Annotated in this window: 17 protein-coding genes; 8 read left to right on the forward strand and 9 right to left on the reverse strand. The window is 62.0% G+C overall.

Annotated elements, in window-relative coordinates; genetic code table 11:
• The first annotated feature begins 55 nt into the window (after nt 1-55).
• Together HS101_07040 and HS101_07045 are read left to right on the forward strand one after the other, a co-directional pair.
• Nucleotides 56-337, forward strand: a complete 282-nt coding sequence (locus HS101_07040; GenBank protein ID MBE7506029.1) for a hypothetical protein — start codon at nt 56-58, stop codon at nt 335-337.
• A gap of 218 nt (nt 338-555) precedes the next feature.
• Nucleotides 556-1,323: a prepilin-type N-terminal cleavage/methylation domain-containing protein gene (locus HS101_07045; protein ID MBE7506030.1), complete on the forward strand. Its 768-nt coding sequence runs from the start codon at nt 556-558 to the stop codon at nt 1,321-1,323.
• Nucleotides 1,324-1,461: 138 nt separating this feature from the next.
• On the opposite strand, the gene yajC is transcribed toward HS101_07045, so the two are convergent.
• Both yajC and tgt read right to left on the reverse strand, forming a co-directional pair.
• Nucleotides 1,462-1,824, reverse strand: a complete 363-nt coding sequence (gene yajC, locus HS101_07050; protein MBE7506031.1) for a preprotein translocase subunit YajC — start codon at nt 1,822-1,824, stop codon at nt 1,462-1,464.
• Entirely contained in the window at nt 1,821-2,960 is a 1,140-nt protein-coding gene (tgt, locus tag HS101_07055) for a tRNA guanosine(34) transglycosylase Tgt (protein ID MBE7506032.1), read from the reverse strand. The genes yajC and tgt overlap by 4 nt, the downstream gene beginning before the upstream one ends.
• A 268-nt stretch (nt 2,961-3,228) precedes the next feature.
• Between tgt and HS101_07060 the strand changes: the two genes are divergently transcribed.
• From HS101_07060 to HS101_07075, 4 genes are read left to right on the forward strand one after another with little or no spacing between them, the layout of a single operon-like run.
• The gene (locus tag HS101_07060; GenBank protein ID MBE7506033.1) at nt 3,229-3,792 is read left to right on the forward strand and encodes a TraR/DksA C4-type zinc finger protein; all 564 of its coding nucleotides are present in this window, start codon (nt 3,229-3,231) and stop codon (nt 3,790-3,792) included.
• 31 nt (nt 3,793-3,823) lie between these two features.
• Nucleotides 3,824-4,567 (forward strand): signal peptidase II, encoded by a 744-nt coding sequence (locus HS101_07065; GenBank protein ID MBE7506034.1) that lies wholly within the window; start codon nt 3,824-3,826, stop codon nt 4,565-4,567.
• A gap of 39 nt (nt 4,568-4,606) precedes the next feature.
• On the forward strand, nt 4,607-5,542 hold the full coding sequence (locus tag HS101_07070; protein MBE7506035.1) for a hypothetical protein: 936 nt from the start codon (nt 4,607-4,609) through the stop codon (nt 5,540-5,542).
• A 49-nt stretch (nt 5,543-5,591) separates the two neighbouring features.
• A complete protein-coding gene (locus HS101_07075; protein ID MBE7506036.1) occupies nt 5,592-6,308 on the forward strand; it encodes a hypothetical protein in 717 nt (238 codons plus the stop codon).
• A gap of 27 nt (nt 6,309-6,335) precedes the next feature.
• On the opposite strand, the gene HS101_07080 is transcribed toward HS101_07075, so the two are convergent.
• The 7 genes from HS101_07080 to pabB form a co-directional block, all read right to left on the reverse strand.
• A complete protein-coding gene (locus HS101_07080) occupies nt 6,336-6,836 on the reverse strand; it encodes a GNAT family N-acetyltransferase (protein MBE7506037.1) in 501 nt (166 codons plus the stop codon).
• Nucleotides 6,837-6,878: 42 nt separating this feature from the next.
• On the reverse strand, nt 6,879-7,970 hold the full coding sequence (locus HS101_07085) for a peptidylprolyl isomerase (protein MBE7506038.1): 1,092 nt from the start codon (nt 7,968-7,970) through the stop codon (nt 6,879-6,881).
• Nucleotides 7,971-8,008: 38 nt separating this feature from the next.
• The gene (locus HS101_07090) at nt 8,009-9,172 is read right to left on the reverse strand and encodes a Nif3-like dinuclear metal center hexameric protein (GenBank protein ID MBE7506039.1); all 1,164 of its coding nucleotides are present in this window, start codon (nt 9,170-9,172) and stop codon (nt 8,009-8,011) included.
• A 77-nt stretch (nt 9,173-9,249) separates the two neighbouring features.
• Nucleotides 9,250-11,196, reverse strand: coding sequence for a sulfatase-like hydrolase/transferase (locus tag HS101_07095; GenBank protein MBE7506040.1), 1,947 nt, complete (start codon nt 11,194-11,196; stop codon nt 9,250-9,252).
• A gap of 85 nt (nt 11,197-11,281) precedes the next feature.
• Nucleotides 11,282-11,767, reverse strand: a complete 486-nt coding sequence (locus HS101_07100; GenBank protein ID MBE7506041.1) for a hypothetical protein — start codon at nt 11,765-11,767, stop codon at nt 11,282-11,284.
• 221 nt (nt 11,768-11,988) lie between these two features.
• Entirely contained in the window at nt 11,989-12,888 is a 900-nt protein-coding gene (locus HS101_07105) for an aminotransferase class IV (protein MBE7506042.1), read from the reverse strand.
• Nucleotides 12,889-12,978: 90 nt separating this feature from the next.
• The gene (gene pabB, locus HS101_07110; GenBank protein ID MBE7506043.1) at nt 12,979-14,436 is read right to left on the reverse strand and encodes an aminodeoxychorismate synthase component I; all 1,458 of its coding nucleotides are present in this window, start codon (nt 14,434-14,436) and stop codon (nt 12,979-12,981) included.
• Nucleotides 14,437-14,621: 185 nt separating this feature from the next.
• On the opposite strand from pabB, the gene HS101_07115 reads away from it, so the two are divergent.
• Both HS101_07115 and HS101_07120 read left to right on the forward strand, forming a co-directional pair.
• On the forward strand, nt 14,622-15,137 hold the full coding sequence (locus HS101_07115) for a hypothetical protein (protein ID MBE7506044.1): 516 nt from the start codon (nt 14,622-14,624) through the stop codon (nt 15,135-15,137).
• A 172-nt stretch (nt 15,138-15,309) separates the two neighbouring features.
• Nucleotides 15,310-16,638: a helix-turn-helix domain-containing protein gene (locus tag HS101_07120; protein MBE7506045.1), complete on the forward strand. Its 1,329-nt coding sequence runs from the start codon at nt 15,310-15,312 to the stop codon at nt 16,636-16,638.
• Nucleotides 16,639-16,654 lie beyond the last annotated feature (16 nt).

Genomic DNA, 16,654 nt, shown 5'->3' on the forward strand with positions numbered 1-16,654 from the left:
TCATCACATCACGAGTTCGTGGGCCTGGCCCATCGCTATGACCGAACGGATGAAAATGGACCGTCGATTCCTGAAAATCCTGCTCGCCCTGAGCATCCTCTTCGTGGCCACCGGCGCCGCGACGATGCTTCACTGCCACGAGGAAGGGCACGAGCTCGGGGCCGAAGGCTGCCAGATTTGTCACTGGCTGACGGTCGCGAATTCGGCGCTGATCGTCGCGCTCGTCGGACTCTGGTTGCATATCCGCGAAGTCCGACCGGCGCTGCCGGCCGTCGTCTTGCTTCCACGCGTATCGGGCCGCCCGCGCAGTGCGTCGTCCCGCGCCCCACCTCGCTAATTCCTTTCAACGATGCCCGTGCTTTGCCGTGCGCCGATTTTTCTCGGCGTTCATGAACTCGCGCATTCGCGCGAAGCCTTGCGGCGATGCACGCCCTCAATCCCCCAATGATTTCCACAGCTTCGGACCACCGGCCCGGGGCGTTTCATCCTAACCCGAAATCATCGACGGCCTCGCGGCGATGGCGCCCCGACCGACATACGAAAGGACAAGCGCGCATGAAGAAGCGCGGATTCACGCTGATCGAACTGCTCATCACGATCACGATTATCGCCATCCTGATTGGGATACTCCTTCCCGCGCTATCCAGTTCCCGAAAGCTGGGCCGCCGCAGTGTCGCCCTGGCCCGGCTCCGCGACCTCGGCGTCGGCTCCCTCGCCTACGCTCAGGACAATGAGGACTGGTTCGCAACCCTCATCGACCCGGAAGAGCGGAGCTTTCGCGGGCTCAGCCACCTCGGCCGGGCACTTCAACTGCCGCCGGAGGTCTTTCTCAACCCCAACACGATGGATCAAGCCACGAATCGCCTGACCGAGGATGGGCGTCCGATCCTCGCCGAGGTGGACGGCGCCGAGATCACCGACGAGATGACAATTACGCCAGCGAACATCGCTCAGGTGCGCTGGCACTGCTCGTTCTCATACGACAATGATCCCAAGACGAGCCAGACCGGGGCGGCGCTGAAGATGAATTCCACCCTGCCGCGCGTCTTCATGGGCGATCGGGCGGATTACGAGAACGGCCGTACCTACTCGAACAACTGGCAGGGCGACGGAATGACTCTCCTATGGACGGATGGCCACGCAGAATTCTCGAAGCTGCGATCCATCAACGATCAATCCGACCCCAATATCTACCACCACAATGAGTTTGAGGGCGAAGGCGGCAACGAGGTTAACGACGGCGTCGCCGTCTCCCCCGCGACGCGCGACACGCACCTGCGGTTCTTTACCGAGGAGGAGGATGACGAACTACTGCCGGATTGACGCAGTGATGAGCTCTGTAATTGCGATCGCTCCGAACGGGAACGCGCCTATTGGCACCCCCCATTCATGATGAGATTGCAGAAGGGACCTATGTCGGCCTCGGTGATTCTCAAATAATCGGTGTCACGCGCCAATCACTCACTTCTTGGCCGCGGCTGCCTCGGGCGAATCGCCGGGGCTGGTGGAAACCACGCGCTGAATGGCGGAGCGGCTGAAGGTGATCTTCGTGTTGCTGGACTCGTCCACCTTCAATGTGACTTCGTCGTCCTTGACGGCCAGCACGGTCCCGAGGATGCCGCCGATGGTAACGACGCGGTCGTTCTTCTTGACGGCGGCCAGCATCGCGGCGCGGGTCTTGCGCTCCTTGCTCTGCGGGCGGATCATCAGGAAGTAAATGACGATGCCCATGACGGCGAGCATCGGCAGCAGTGACTCAAGTCCCTGTGGGGCGGCGGGATTGGGTTGCGTCGTTTGTGCAATGAGCGAAATCAGCGGAATCATTCAGCGTCCTCGTTGTCAACCGTGGTCGTCAGGCCCGCCTCGAACGCGGCGAACGCGGCGAGCAACTCATGAAAAGTGCCGGCGGCGATCGTCTCCCGAATCCGCCGCATGAGGCGTTGATAGTAGGCGATATTGTGCAGTGATACCAGCATCGGGCCGAGCATCTCCCCCGCCAGGAACAGGTGCCGCAGATAGGCCCGGGAGAAATGGCTGCAGGCGTAGCAATCGCAATTCTCCACCAGCGGACGCGGGTCGGTCTTGTACCGGGAATTGCGGATGCGCACGAAACCGGCGTCGCAAAAGGCGAATGCATTACGGCCGTTGCGCGTCGGCAGAACGCAGTCGAACATGTCCACGCCGGTATTCACCGCGCGCAAAATGTCGATCGGCCGGCCGACACCCATCAGATAGCGAGGGCGGTCGTCGGGCATGCGATGGGTGAATTCGTTCAGAAAGGCGGCCATCTCCTCCGGCGCCTCTCCGACGGACAGGCCGCCGATCGCGTACCCGGGAAAGTCGAGCTTCACGATCTCGTCGAGACAGCGGCAGCGCAGGTCGAGATCGAGCCCGCCCTGGACAATGCCGAATAGCGCCTGGTCGTCGCGTCGCTTCGCATCGCGGCAGTCGCGCGCCCAGCGAATCGTCCGATCGACCGCCTGACGAAGCAGATCCGGCGAAGCGGGCAGCGGCGGACACTGATCGAAGGCCATGATGATGTCGGCGCCGAGCTTTTCCTGAATCTCGACGGCCTCCGACGGCGAAAGGCGCAGTACCGCGCCGTCGATGTGCGACTTGAATGTCACCCCGTCGTCATCAATGCTGTTGAGCGTGGCCAGGCTGAAGACCTGGAAGCCGCCGCTGTCGGTGAGGATCGGCCGGTCCCAGGACATGAATCGGTGCAGCCCGCCCATCTCGGCGACAATGTCGGCGCCGGGACGCAGGGCGAGGTGATAGGTGTTGGCGAGAATAATGCTCGCGCCGGCGGCGACGAGCTGGTCCGGCGTGACGCCTTTGACGCTGGCCTTCGTCCCGACCGGCATGAAGGCGGGCGTCTGAATCTCACCATGCGGGGTGTGGAGCACCGCGCATCGGGCGCGCCCTGCGACAGCCCGGATTTGAAAGGAGAATCGAGACATCGAGGTTTTTTCCGGTCGGGGACGGGGCCGCGGGATAGTGCCATAATGATGGCACTACCGCATGGAAATTCCGCCCCGGGCTTCGCTTCGGACATATCTTTGTGCAGCCGTCGCGGCTTGACAAGACCGCCCGGAAAGTCATATAGTAACCGGTCTCGGTTCGCACGCGCGAATAGTTATTTCGGGGGCCGATGCGCTGGTCCGGAAACTGAGCCGGAGCTCTAACTCAACAGGTGCAGGGATGCAACCGGGCACTGGAGGGAATGGCGTGGCGAAGGGTCGAGAAGATTCGAACGGTCACGATAGACCGTCGAAGAAAATAAACGGCGCGGATTCAAACGGCTCGCGGCAGCCCAAGGTGAATGGTCGAAGGGCGACGATCGCCCTCGGAGGCGCGATTCCCCGTAACGGGGACAACGCGAAGCCAACCACACCGATGCCGATGACTCATCTTTCGGATGCCGAGCTTGAGCACTTCCGCGGGCAGTTGGTCCAGAAGCGCGCCGAGTTGATCGGCTCGGTCAAGACCATGGAAAGCGAAGCTCTGCGCAAGACGCGCTCCGAAGGCAGCGGCGATCTGTCCATGATGCCGATCCACATGGCTGACATCGGCACCGACAACTACGAGCAGGAGTTCACCCTCGGCCTCGTCGCCAACGAGCGAGACATGCTCCGGGATATCGACGACGCATTGGCCAGAATCGAAAACAAGACCTTCGGCATCTGCGAAGCCACCCACAAGCCGATCGGCAAGGCTCGTCTCAAGATCAGGCCCTGGGCTCGATTCTGTCTGGAATACAAGCGTTCGCAGGAACAGCAGCGACGCAGGTAGGGCGGGACGAAAGAACCTACGGAACCTCATGATGACGGCCACGTCAGAACCCGCCCCCCCGACCATTGCTGCATCCGGTGCGACCATTCAGTGGGCCATCACCCACGCCCCCAGCCATCTGCGCCTCTGGACCGTCGCGGTCCTCGGCCTGACCGCCGACCTGTGGACCAAGGCCTGGGCCTTTCGCGAACTCGGCGCACACGAGTCGCGCGTGATCATCCCCAACCTCGCCAGTTACAAGCTCTCGCTCAATCCCGGTGCCCTCTTTGGCATCGGCGCCGGCCTGGCGCCGGTCTTCGTCGGCGCATCGGTCCTGGCCCTCATGTTTGTGCTCTACCTCTTCGCGAACTCATCCACCAAGCGATGGTCCATGCACATCGCCCTCGGGCTGGTGCTCGCCGGCGCCCTGGGCAACCTGTACGACCGGGCCACGCAGGCCGCCTATGTCGCCCACTATCCCGACGGGTCGAGGGTCATCGGCACGCTGGTCGATGAGGGCGAGAATACGATCCGCATCGGCGACTTCCCCAACGGCGTCAATGCCCGACAGTTCCCCAAACCGCCGCCCACCTCCAAGTCGGGCCTTCAACCGGTGGTCCGCGACTTCGTGAAGATCGAGGCTAAGATCGGAAAGCTGGAACTGTGGCCGTGGATCTTCAACATCGCCGACGCCCTGCTGGTCTTCGGCGTGGCGATCCTGCTGCTCAACTTCTGGTTCGACCGTGATCATCAGCCATCGCCGCCCGCGAATCCGACGCAGCCCGTCGGCGGATAGCGATCGCCGGTACACCTCAACCCACACGCGGGATCCGTCATGCATTCCGCCGATCGTCATTCAGCCGCCGCGGCATCGCCGGACCATCGCACACGAGAACCCGCGCTCGTCTGGTGCTGGCGAATCCCGCTCAAGCTGGCGATCTTCGCCGTCGTCACGTTCTTCGTTCTGTTTCCCAGTCCGTCGCAACTGGCGCGGCACATCTCCCACCTTCGAGACATGCAGCAAATGATCGCGCCGGACGCCCCTCAGCTCGCGGGCCTTGAAGCGTTGGTGCGCGAACGATTGACGATCACCGCCCCCGCCGATGCCGACTCGCCGCCGGTCGTTCAAAGGGCTGTTGAGCGCGTCGTGCTTGAGAAGGTCGAATACGCCTGGGACTGGGACCAGTGGGGCTCGGCCGACTACATGCCGACGGTCGCGGAAATGTTCGAGCTCGCCGCCGCCGACGACGGGCAGCTCCGCGAAGACTGCGACGGTCGGGCCGTCATGGCGGCCTCGCTGATGAAGCGGCTGGGCTACGAGCCGACCCTGGTGACAGACCTGCGGCACGTCTGGGTGACCACGCCGCAGGGCGCATGGATGGGGCCCGGCGGCGAGACAACGATGGCCTCCGGCGAAGAGGGCAACGAAATCGCCTGGGGCACGCTGCTCTCCAACATCCCCACGTCGCTCTCCTTCGGCGTGGCGGTGTTCCCATTCGTTCGCGAGTTCATCATCCTCGTGACGGCCTATCTGCTGCTCATCCACCGCCGAATGTCCCGCCCCGCCGCCGCGATCGGTCTCGTCCTGCTCCTGCAGGGCCTCCTCTTCATGCGCCTCGGCTTCTTCGCCCCGACAGCAGTCACGCGCGAGGCCTCGTCCTGGCCCGCCTGGGTGGGACTAATGCACATCCTCGCTGGCTTCGCGGTGCTCATTCGGGCTTCGCGTCGGGCTCGAATAGGGATTTCTACAGTGCCCGTCTCCGCATGCTGAATTGAACCGTAGCACATCAACTCGGTACAATTGAGTAGGGAGTAGCGGCGTGAATCAGAAAATGATTGCTATTGCCGTGCCGATCTGCACGATGATCTTGCCGACTTCGGCAGCGCTCGGCAGCTTTACGGTGGATCGATGGGATTTGGCCACACGGATTCACGATAGCAATGACACCGTTCAAGATGGCTCTGTCACGGTCTCGAACCCTTTTAGTCAGCAATATGACGTCGCGCTCGGCGCCTCGCAGGCCCATTCCTATTTCGATTTTTCATGGACGCCTGATACCGCCTCCTTTCTGATCACCGCGTCGCACATCGCATTCGACGGCAACGGCGGGACCCGATCGATTTCTTCCGGCAACATATACCTCACGCCATCCGTTGATCTGTTTCTGACCGCCACCGGCACCTACGATTACGACCTGCCCGCCTGGGCCATGCAGGTGGCACATGGTCTGGACATTTTCGTCGATTCAAGCCATCCCTATTCCTGGGGCGACTTCGAAAACACATTTCTACAAGGCCCGATCTCCGGGGCATTTCACTTGTCCGAACAGGGCATACTTCCCGCCGGCAGTTCAGTAACGATCAGTTACGCGATGCACGTCGACGGCTTCGGAAACTCGGGCCTGCTCGCCGAAGGCCACGGGAATATTCTCATCACGCTCCAGCCCGTGCCGGAACCGATGACGCTTACGATGCTCGCCCTCGGCGCGGTATCGCTATCCAGACGAGTTCGCCGTCATTCGTCGTCGGCCGTGTAGTTCATTCCAGCCGGGGTGGAAGAATGCTCAATTCCCCGCAAGTTTGCGCAGCGGTTGGCCCGTGATGCGAAAAACCGTCCACTCATCCATCGGCACCGCCCCCAGCTTGCGGTAGAAGCCGATGGCTGGTTCGTTCCAGTCCAGCACCGCCCATTCCAGTCGGCCGCAATGTCGCTCGACGGCGATCTGCGCCAGCCGGCTAAGCATGGCCCTGCCGAATCCCTTCCCGCGATGCTCGGGCTTGACGTAGAGGTCTTCGAGATAGAGGCCGTGGCGGCCGAGAAACGTCGAGAAGTTGTGGAAGAAGACGGCGAAGGTGACGGCCGCCCCATCCAGTTCTCCGATGAGCACCTCGGCCACGCGGCGATCGCCAAAGAGCGACGCCTTCAGTGACTCCTCCGAGGCGACGACCTCGTTCGACATCTTTTCGTAATCCGCCAGTTCACGAATCAGCCCCAAAATGACAGGCACGTCGTCTGCGTCGGCGGGGCGAATGGTCAGATTCGGTGCATCGCGGCGGTCGGTCATCGTTTCACCCGAAGTCGAATCGACTTCCAAAAAAAATGCGATCTACTCCGATTGCAGCCGGGGCCCGACGATCTGCCGGGCAGTTCGCCGCTCTTCGTATTGCCGGCGCAGGGTCGCGTCCTTAATGTCGATCCGGGCCTGCATCAAGAGACGCTCGCCAAGCGCCTCCATCTTCTGCGCGACCAGTCGCGCGTGCAGATGTCGCTCCAATAGCGGGCGCAATTCTTCAAACGACTGTTCATCCGGCGGAATACGGCGCACAAGCTGGAGGATGTGATAGCGCCCCTCCGCCTCGACCGGGTTCGACACCTCGCCCGGCTGAAGCTGCGACGCCAGCGTGGCGAACTCCGGCGGCACGGTCGGATCGTCCTTAACAGCAAACGGCGGAAGCAGGCCGCCCTTCTCGCGGGAGATCACGTTCTCGCTGAAGTCGCGCACCAGCTTCTCAAAGTCCTCCCCGGCATCGAGCCGCTTCTTGATGCGCGGCCAGATGCGCGGCGCGGCGATCTGAATGTGACGGACCTCGACGCGCTCGCCGTGCTTGATGCGAAACTCCTCCCGAAGCGCCTCCTCCGTGATGGTCACCTCCCGCTCGGCCAGCCGCCGCAGATGCGCCTGGCGCTCGATGGCGATCTCCAGTTCCCTTCGCGTGATGCCGCGCGAGGTGATCCACTCGTCGATAAGCTGCTCCCGGCGGGCCGGCGTGAGCTTGTCGGGGTCCCTGCCGTTGAAGCGATCGGCCTGAAGCGTGTGTTCGTATTCATTCTCGATGTCGGCATTGCTCACATCGAGCCCCTGCCGCCTGGTCTCCTGCCGGGCCACCTCCGCGAGGACCAGTTGCTGCAATTGAGAAAGCCCGCGCGTTTCGATGAGCAGATTGACGAGGTCCTGCCGCTCAATCGGCGAGCCGTTGACCAATGCAATGGGTCGGCTGCTGACAGTCTTGGGGGTGGCCGGCGCAGGTTCCGTTCGGGCCGGCGGCGGCTCGGCGGTCGCCTTCGTCGGCGGGTCCTTCGCCATGGAGAGTTGATCGCGCACGCTCGGCGCGGCATCGCCGCCACGCTCGCAACCGAAGGGTAGCGCGAGTCCAAGGCAGCTGATCGCAAGCATCCATTTCAAAACAGTCGGTGTCATGTGTTCCTTACGTCCGACGGATGCGGCATTTTGCGCCGTCATGCCGGGTTGAACGGGTCCCTGTCCTTTCGACTGATGACAATCGCCGCACCGGGCATTCGCTGCCGAAGCTTCTGCGAAAGAGGCATCAGAACCGGCCGCTCGCTGGCCCAGTGACCCAGCGCAATAGCCGCCGCGCCGCTTCGTGCGTAGGCCAGTGCATCGTGATGACGAATCTCGCCGGTGATGACCACGTCGCCCTTGCCGCAGGGACGGCCGGGAATCTCAAACGGCAACGACCCGGCCGAGCCGGCGCAGATGAGAGCATGGCGCAAAGACTCCGACGAACTTCCGATCACGACCACATTAGCGGCGCGGCACTTCCTCTTGAGTACCCGTGCAAGCGACCGCAGGGTCACAGGCTTCGCAAAGGCCCCGATCCTGCCCTGCCCGACGCACGGATTCGGCGGAGTCTCCAACGGATAAAGATCAAAGGCAGGCTCATCGTAGGGGTGAACCTCTCGCAGCGCGGCGACGACCTGCGACAGCCTCTCCGCGGGCAGCACTACTTCCAGACGAATTTCCTCGACGGTCTCAAGTCGACCCTTTTTCCCCTCGGTCGGCTTCGTGGACTCCGTGCCGAAAAACGTACCGCGACCGCTGAGTCGGTAGCTACACTTTTGATAATCGCCAATGACGCCTGCGCCGGCGGCAAAGAGTCCCTCGGCAACGCGGTCGACATGTCGCTCGGGAACAAACGTGACCAGCTTGAACTGTCGCGAGGGCGATCGCGCCGACTCAAAGGGCCTCACATCGCGCAGGTGGCAAAGCGACGCCAGCGTCTCATTCGTCCCGCCGGGGGCGCAGTCCAGCGCCGTGTGCGGTGAATAAACGGCAATGCGATGAGACAGCGCTTCAGCGGCAAGGCCGGGAGCCGTCCGACGATCGAGGAGCATCCTCGCGCTCGGCTTAAAAATCACCGGATGATACGCAACAACGACGTCGAACCTGCCGGCGATCGCCTCATCGAGCACGCCCGGCGTCAGGTCGATCGTGAGCAGCACCTTGCGCGCCGGCCAGTTCGGACTGCCGACGAGCAGGCCGACATTGTCCCAGTCGGCGGCGGCCCAGGTCGGGGCGATCGTCTCCATCGCCGCCGCGAGTCCGGCAACGGTCGGCTCTCCGCGAGCCGGCTTTGTTGATGTGCTTTTGCGCGTCTTCATCTCTTTCGCATCCGGGCACTTTGTTCTGCCGGATGCACAAACAGACTAACGGAATTCGGCCCAAACGCCACGGTCCGTCAACGACTAAAAGTGCGCATGTCGTTCAAGAGCTGAACCAGGTGGGTCCTGTTGAAGTCCTCAAAGCCCTTCATTTCCGGAGGCGGCTTGTCATCGCGCGTCGTGATGGTCTCTTCGGCGAAGCCGTAGGCCTTGAATGGAAGCACGATCTTGTAAGCCTCGTTGATGAGGGCAATGTGGTGCCAGTCGCAAATGACGGTGTACGTCCGTTCCGTGTCGCCGAGAATGTCGTGGCCCAAAGAATAGTCCGCCGGAGGATTTTTCACGCCCAACAGCGGCAGCATCGTTGCCGGAATATCGAGATGACTGGTCAGACGCGTAATCTCTCGATGCCCCTGACCGGGAATCGACAGAACCATCGGCGGCCGCGTCTGGCCGTCGGTGAATCCCCAGTTGTGTCCCCAGCGGCCGTTCTCCATGAATTCCTCACCATGATCACCGGTGACCATGACGATGGTCGAGTCCATGAGGTCGTGCTCTTTGAGGTAATCCAACACCCGGGCAATCTGCGAATCGACATGGTTGCAGGCATTGATGTAGCGGTTTTTGATCGGCGTAATGTCCTTGTGCAGGTCCATCGTGGCGTAGTTGAGGTCTTCCAGGTATGGCCGGCGAATGACGGCGGTACTGGGAAAGTGATAAGGCGCGTGGGTAGACTCGAAGAACATGAACGTCATGAAGGGCGTCGAGACGTCGCGCTGATCAATGAACTTGAGGAGACTGTCGATGTTCTCGATATCGCGCCGCCAGGGCAGTGCCGTGCCGGCCTCGTGAAGCTTGTCCGCGGGCACATTGACGAACATTGTGCGATCGAACTCGGGATAGGTAAAGCTTGCGCTGGTGAACATGTCCATCTGGTAGCCCATGTCATGGACGACATCCATCATCACCGGCGAGCGCTGCTCGTCAAAAATCGGAAACCAGAAGCTGCCGTAGAGTCCGTAGAACATGCTGAACATGCCCATGCGCGTGCCGTTGCCGCCGCTGTAGTGCTGACTGCATGAAACCGCCGACTGCGCCAGCTTCCAGGTGGCGGGCATGATCTCGGGATCCAGCATGTCCGCCCGAAGCGATTCCGCGACCAGCCAGACGATGTTCGGCGGGTGCGGCAGCGTCACGCGCTCGATGGGGTGTCGTGGGTAACAGACGCGCGAGGAGCTGTTGTCGAAATCAAACTCCGACCGCCTCACGACCTCGAAGCCCAGCGATTGAGCCAGCTTGGTCAATGTGGTCGGCATGTAGAACGGAAGTATGCCCGAAGAAGCGAGCACCGGGCGGTAGCCGCGCAGGCTGCATACGCCGTAAGTCGTGCGTTCAAACATGCCGGCGCCGAAGGCAAGACAGAATGCAACCACGACGCGACGACGCGTCACCAGCCGGCCCAGCCACAACTGAATTCGAGGCACGCCGACCACGACTGCCAGGAGCAGCGCCTGAACGGCGAAAAGAAAAATGATGATCAATGCGATCGTTCGGTTGGTCGAGTCGCTTCCGCCCAGCGAGGCCAACCCGCCGCGCGTGAACACGAGATTCCAGACGAACCCATTCAGATGAAACCCATACATGTCGAAAATGATGCGATCGGTGTAGATGAGCACCTGAACCAACGATGTCCCGAATATCGCAATCGTGCAGATGATCCATCGCCGGGCCCGCGGGCCGACGCGGCGCGACAGCGAAAACCGGGACATGAAAAAGTCGAGAAGCAGCAGCGGAATGAAGACAGGGGCGAGGTAAATCAGACAGTAAGTCAGAAACGCCGCCGCGGTGAACGCGACGGTCAGCGCGCCGCCGCCCCCCTGAAGATATTGCAGGAGCCCCGCGGCATTGATCAACACCGCCGCGTAGGACACCAGAAAGTATCTGCCCAACAGGTTCGAATTGGGAAATCCAACGCCCCTCCTTATCGTGCTTTGCGCGGCATCCATCGCTATCGCGGGCATCATTCGCATTCTCCGGCTGAAAACATCGAACAGATCCCGTCGGAATAAACGCCCGAAATCAAGCGGGGCGTTCAATCCATGCCTGCGCCTAGAATGTGACGCGCTCGAATTCCTTTAATGGATAACCGCTCCGTGGAACGCTCAGGCGCCCGTCGCTTACCTTCACCTTCAGTCGCGGAAGCATATCACCGGTCGCTCCCGGCCCCGTGTAACGAAGTTGCAACTTGCCGCGAACGATCTCCCATGCGTAGGGATCGAGGATCGGCTTTCCCTGTCCCGGCGGAAGGGTGATGTCGTACTCCAGCGTCCCGTCGGAGCGGAATTCGATTTCTTCCGTGGCGACGCCCTCCTTACGTTGATGGAGCGATGCGTTGCTCACATCCAGCGCCCGCCAGCGACCCACGAGCGCTGCCGCAAGCTCCTCGTCACTCATCTTCTTTCGTGTGAGAACGACGAGCAATATCACGCCCACGGTGACCGCGGCAACACCGATGAAAAGCGAGAGCTTCCGTCTTTTCGCGGTGGGCGACGTTGTTTCAGCAGGAAGAATCGGGGAAGGGTCTGTTTCTGTCATGACAAGCTTGGGCCGTTCTTTCGTCGAGCGGATTGTACAACAGCGGGCCGGGCGAACAATTAACCAAATGATTACAAATCTGTCATTCTCTTGAGCCGCCGGGTCAATTCGCGCCGCCGCGATACGCGGCTTCCCCGTGTCCAAAAGTCAATTGAGCGGATCGAAGAGGCGAAAATCGCCGTGCCGGCCCCTAACCGGTCGTCATGAAGTCAGCCGCGCCGCTAGTCGGCGACGGCGCACTCGCGAGCCACAAGTTCGCGATACAGGCCGCCGATTCTCTTGGATATCTCCCCCACCGCGCCGTCGCCGACCATGTGCTTCTCAATCGACGTGACCGGCATGACTTCCAGCACCGTCCCGGTCAGAAAGACTTCATGGGCCTCCATGAGCATGTTGATATCGATTGGAGTTTCCTCAACCTGAATGTCATTGGCATGGCACACCTCGATGATCGACGCCCGGACAACGCCCGGCAGGACCGGCGTGTCGACCGGCGGTGTCAACACCTTGTCGCCCATGACGACGAAGACATTGCAGATCGACCCCTCGGCCAGCCTGTTCTCCGTGGTGAACCACAGCGCTTCCTGGCATTGCCGATCGGCGGCATCCTTCATCGCCAATAGCCGCGGCAGGTAGGCCAGCGTCTTGTGACCGGCGAGCGGATCGTGGCGGTTCTGCTTGTAGGGGCTGATGCACACCCGCATCCCGCGCGCATAGAGCTGTTCGGGATACGACTGCACCGGCGACGCAGTCACCAGCACGGTGGGCGGCGCGCGATGCTCGGGATTCTGCCCCGGTCGCGGAATGTCGCCCGGCGTCATGACCAGCCTCAGCCGAGCATCCTTGAGTTCGTTCGCCGTCAGGACATCCGCAATACCCCGCCGCAGATCGTCGGTCGCCGAAGGCACCGCGGCCTCCATCGCCGCGGGCATCTGAATCTCCAGCGTGGACGCGGAGTGCATGAGCCGCAGCAGATGAGCGTCGAGACGCATCACCTTGCCGCCGTAGGCGCGCATGGTTTCAAACAGACCGGCCGCATGGGTGAAGCCGGCGTCGAAGACCGACACCCGAGCCTCGGAGGCCGGCACGATTTTGCCATTGAGAAAAACGAAATCAGGCATTGTGTTCCCGTGCGGTATTGAAGAGCAGAAGGAGGCAAAAATCAAAAAACGCTCGCGGGCTCGCCACCCTGCGATGAATGTGCAGTCGCCTTACACATGAATGACGGTGCTGGGTTCATCATCGACCGCCGGCTCCGAATCGGCGCCCAGGGCCTTGAGCATCCCGGCGGCCTTCGCGGCCAGCTCGCGAAACTCGTCCTCGGGATCAGAGTCGGAAACGATGCCGCTGCCGACATGAAATCGGGCGCGCCCGCCGGCGACCGTCATCGTGCGAATCGCCAGATTGAGCTGCATATTGCCGTCCAGGCCGATGTAGCCGATTGCCCCGCAATAGGCCCCGCGAGGATGTGGCTCCATCTCGCTGATGATCTGCATCGCCCGGACCTTCGGCGCGCCGGTCACCGAGCCCCCGGGAAACGCCGCCCGAAGAAGATCGATCGCGTCCATGTCGGCGCGGAGCGTGCCGGTGATGCTCGCCGTCCGATGGAGAACGGTGGGGTGCACTTCAATGCAGCCCTCCTCCAGGACACGCACGCTCCCGTAGTCGCAAACACGCCCGAGATCATTCCTCTCCAGATCGATGATCATGTTGAGCTCGGCGCGATCCTTCTGGCTCACGGCCAGTTCAGCCGCCGCCGCATCGTCTTCGGCCTCCGTCCGGCCGCGCGGACGTGTCCCCTTGATCGGCCGCGTCGTGACACGCCGGCCGAGCAGACTGAGAAACAACTCCGGCGAAGATGAAATCACCGCCGACGGATACGGGCCGTTGGGCGTCTCAGGAACCTGAATATACGCGGCGTAGATCGCCGGATTCACATCGCAGAGGCTCTGGTAAACGTCGATGGGATCAGCGGCAATCTGAGCTTCAAACATGCGGGCGAGATTGACCTGAAAGACATCTCCATCGCGGATGTAGTCCAGGGCCCTTTGCACCTTGCCAAGATAGCTCTCCCGCGAATAGGCCCACGTCCCACCGGACCGCACGCGCATCGCAGCGGACGAAGCCTCGGAGTTCGCCGAGACCACGACGCGCAATACTTCGCCCATGCGCTCTTTCGCGCTCGGGCGCTTCTCAACGGCCAACTCCGGCGGAAGCTCGACCGCCGCCGCAAACCACTGATCGCGAAGCCGATCGTGAATCAGCGCGGCATCAAACAGGCACCACTTCCATTCCGGCAGCGGTCCGGTCTCGCCGCTCGCTCGCGCCGCCGTCGGCTCGGCATAACGACCCGCCTCGTATGCGAGGTATCCGATCCACCCACCGATAAACGGCAGCTCCGAACCGGACTCCAAATTCGCCCACGGACCGGAGACGGTCCGCAATTGATCGAATGGGTCGCTTTGCCCACCGGGCTGCCCGACCATCACGCGAGCGGGAGACCATGCGTAGATCGAGTACCGGCCGAAGGTCTTGCTATGGGCGACGGACTCGAGCATCACCGCATGCGGCAAACGACCGACAACACGGCGCAGCGCCGCCAGGTTACCGGGCTGCGGGATGGGCTGGATCAACGATTGGATGGCGGCGTCGCGGCGGCCGTTTGGCATAAGCCGAGTAGTATAGCGGGATTATCGGCGGATCAGCCACGACTTATCCGATATATGCCTACGCGCCGAATCGGACTCGGTCGGCACCACGGACGATGCCCGGTTTCGCCTTGAGAGAGCCGGTTCTGGTTGTATAATCTGATGAAGGGTGCAATCCGGGGGCGGCAAGTACAAAGGTACGACCCATGAAGGCCATGCCACGCGAGGACAGTGCAGTTGCGGTGTCGCGCCAGTCGCCACAGACAGCGCTTTGGATCATCGCCATCCTGCTTTCGATCATTGCCACCGCGCTGATCGTCCGCAGCCCCGGACCGTTCGCGGCCCAGCCGGCCTTCGGCGACGCCCCAATGGTCGGCGCCCGCGGCATCTTCGCCTTCACCGGTCAACTGGATAAGAACAGCTACGGCCTGTTCATGATGGACGTCGATGCCCGAACAGTGTGGTGCTACCAGTACCTGCCGGCCACGCGAAAGATGAAGCTCGTCGCGGCAAGGTCGTTTGACTATGACCGCTACCTGAAGGACTACAATAACGACGTCCCGACGTACCAGGAAGTCATCGGCCTCGTCAATGACGAGCGCCGCATTGCAGAGCGCAATGAACGTGGGGGAACCGCCGATTCCGAAGACGCCCTGAGCATCAGCGTGCCGGGCATGCCGTCGTCGGGTGGAGCGGCAAGCGGTAAGAAGGACTCGAAATAGGGATCGGAGCATTCCGCCCGCCGAATGAACGGCTCGGCTTGTCGGCCACACACGGCCGACGACTGAGGTCCGGCATTTGACTGGATCGCGCCGAACGGCGTGGCAAGTCGAATTCGGCGGGTTGTAACGGGTGGGTTATCCAAGCCGGCGCCAAGCCTGGGAATTAAACATCATGGCCAACGAATTCTACACATTCGAGGAAGCCTGCAAACATCTGGATAAGACCGAGGCCGAAGTTCGGTCCCTCGTCGCCGAAGGTCGCCTGCACGAGCTGCGCGACGGCGGCAAGGTCTTCTTCCGTCAGGACGAAGTCAATCAGATCGGCGCCAAGGAAGGCAGCAGCATCGTCGATCTCGATGCCGCCGAAGCCATGGACGCCGGCGGCGAAGACGTCGCATCATTTGCCGACGCGCTCTCTAGCCTGAAGGATGAGTCCTCCAGCATGGGCATTCTCGATCAAACCCCGCAGCCGGCGCCGGAAGAATTGGCGCTGGACGGCGCCGAACCCGCGGCCGAAGAGGCCGAGGCCGATTCTTCGCTCGGTACTTCGAACTTTCGGCTGGTGGACGACGAGGCGGATGCTTCGCCTGTCGTCGAATTGACCGCCGACAGTTTCCCGGAACATCTTCCCGCCGCGGAGAAGCCGCAGGCCCTGGAGGCAGACGAACTCACCAGCGAAATCGACCTCTTCCCGTCCGGTGAAGATTCCTCCGCGGGCATGTCGCCGCTCGGCGGCATCTCGCCCGACATTGAGCTCTCGCCCTCCATGGAAGGAGAGGCGGTGGACATCGAAGTGCCCGATCTGGGTCTCTCCGGATCGAGCATCATCAGCCTGGAACCGACCGCCGAGGAAGAAGCAGCCCCCGTCAAGAAAGAGCCGCCCGCCGCCCCTGCCGGAACCGGCAAGACCGGAATCAGCGTCTTCGATGATGACGAACTCCAGATCGACGCCGACCCTATGGGTGAGACCCGAATCTCCGGCGGCATCGATGAACTGGAAACCGTCGGCAGCGGAAGCGGCCTGCTGGACATCACTCAGGAAAGCGACGACACCAGCCTGGGCGCCGCGCTCCTCGACGTCATCAGCCCAACCGAAGCGGCCGATACTGAAACGGAAGATGCCATCGACGGCGAACCGGAAATCATTTCCGCCGAGGCCGAAGAGACGGTCGAGGACAGCGAGGGAATTGTCGCCGTCGATGATGCGGAGCCTGAGTTTGCCGGAGCCGCCATGGCGGGATCGGCCGTCGCCGTCGCAGCACCCAGAGCCGCGGCCCGCGTCGGCGAGATGGTCGGCGCCGTGCCGATGAACATCACCCTGATCCTCGGGCTGATCTGCATGTCACTGATCGGCCTGGCTGCCGCGAGCCAGATTCAGGGTGTGTGGCCGTCGTTCCTCAATCCGATCGCCAGTGACGTCATTCACTACAGCGTCTTCGGTGGGCTCGGCGCCGCCGTTCTCGGTGTCGGCATCTGGGGAATTCTCGCCGGACGCAAGTAAGCATTCCATCCATCGA

It is taken from the genome of Planctomycetia bacterium (assembly GCA_015075745.1).
In the GTDB taxonomy this organism is placed as follows: Bacteria; Planctomycetota; Phycisphaerae; order UBA1845; family UTPLA1; genus UTPLA1.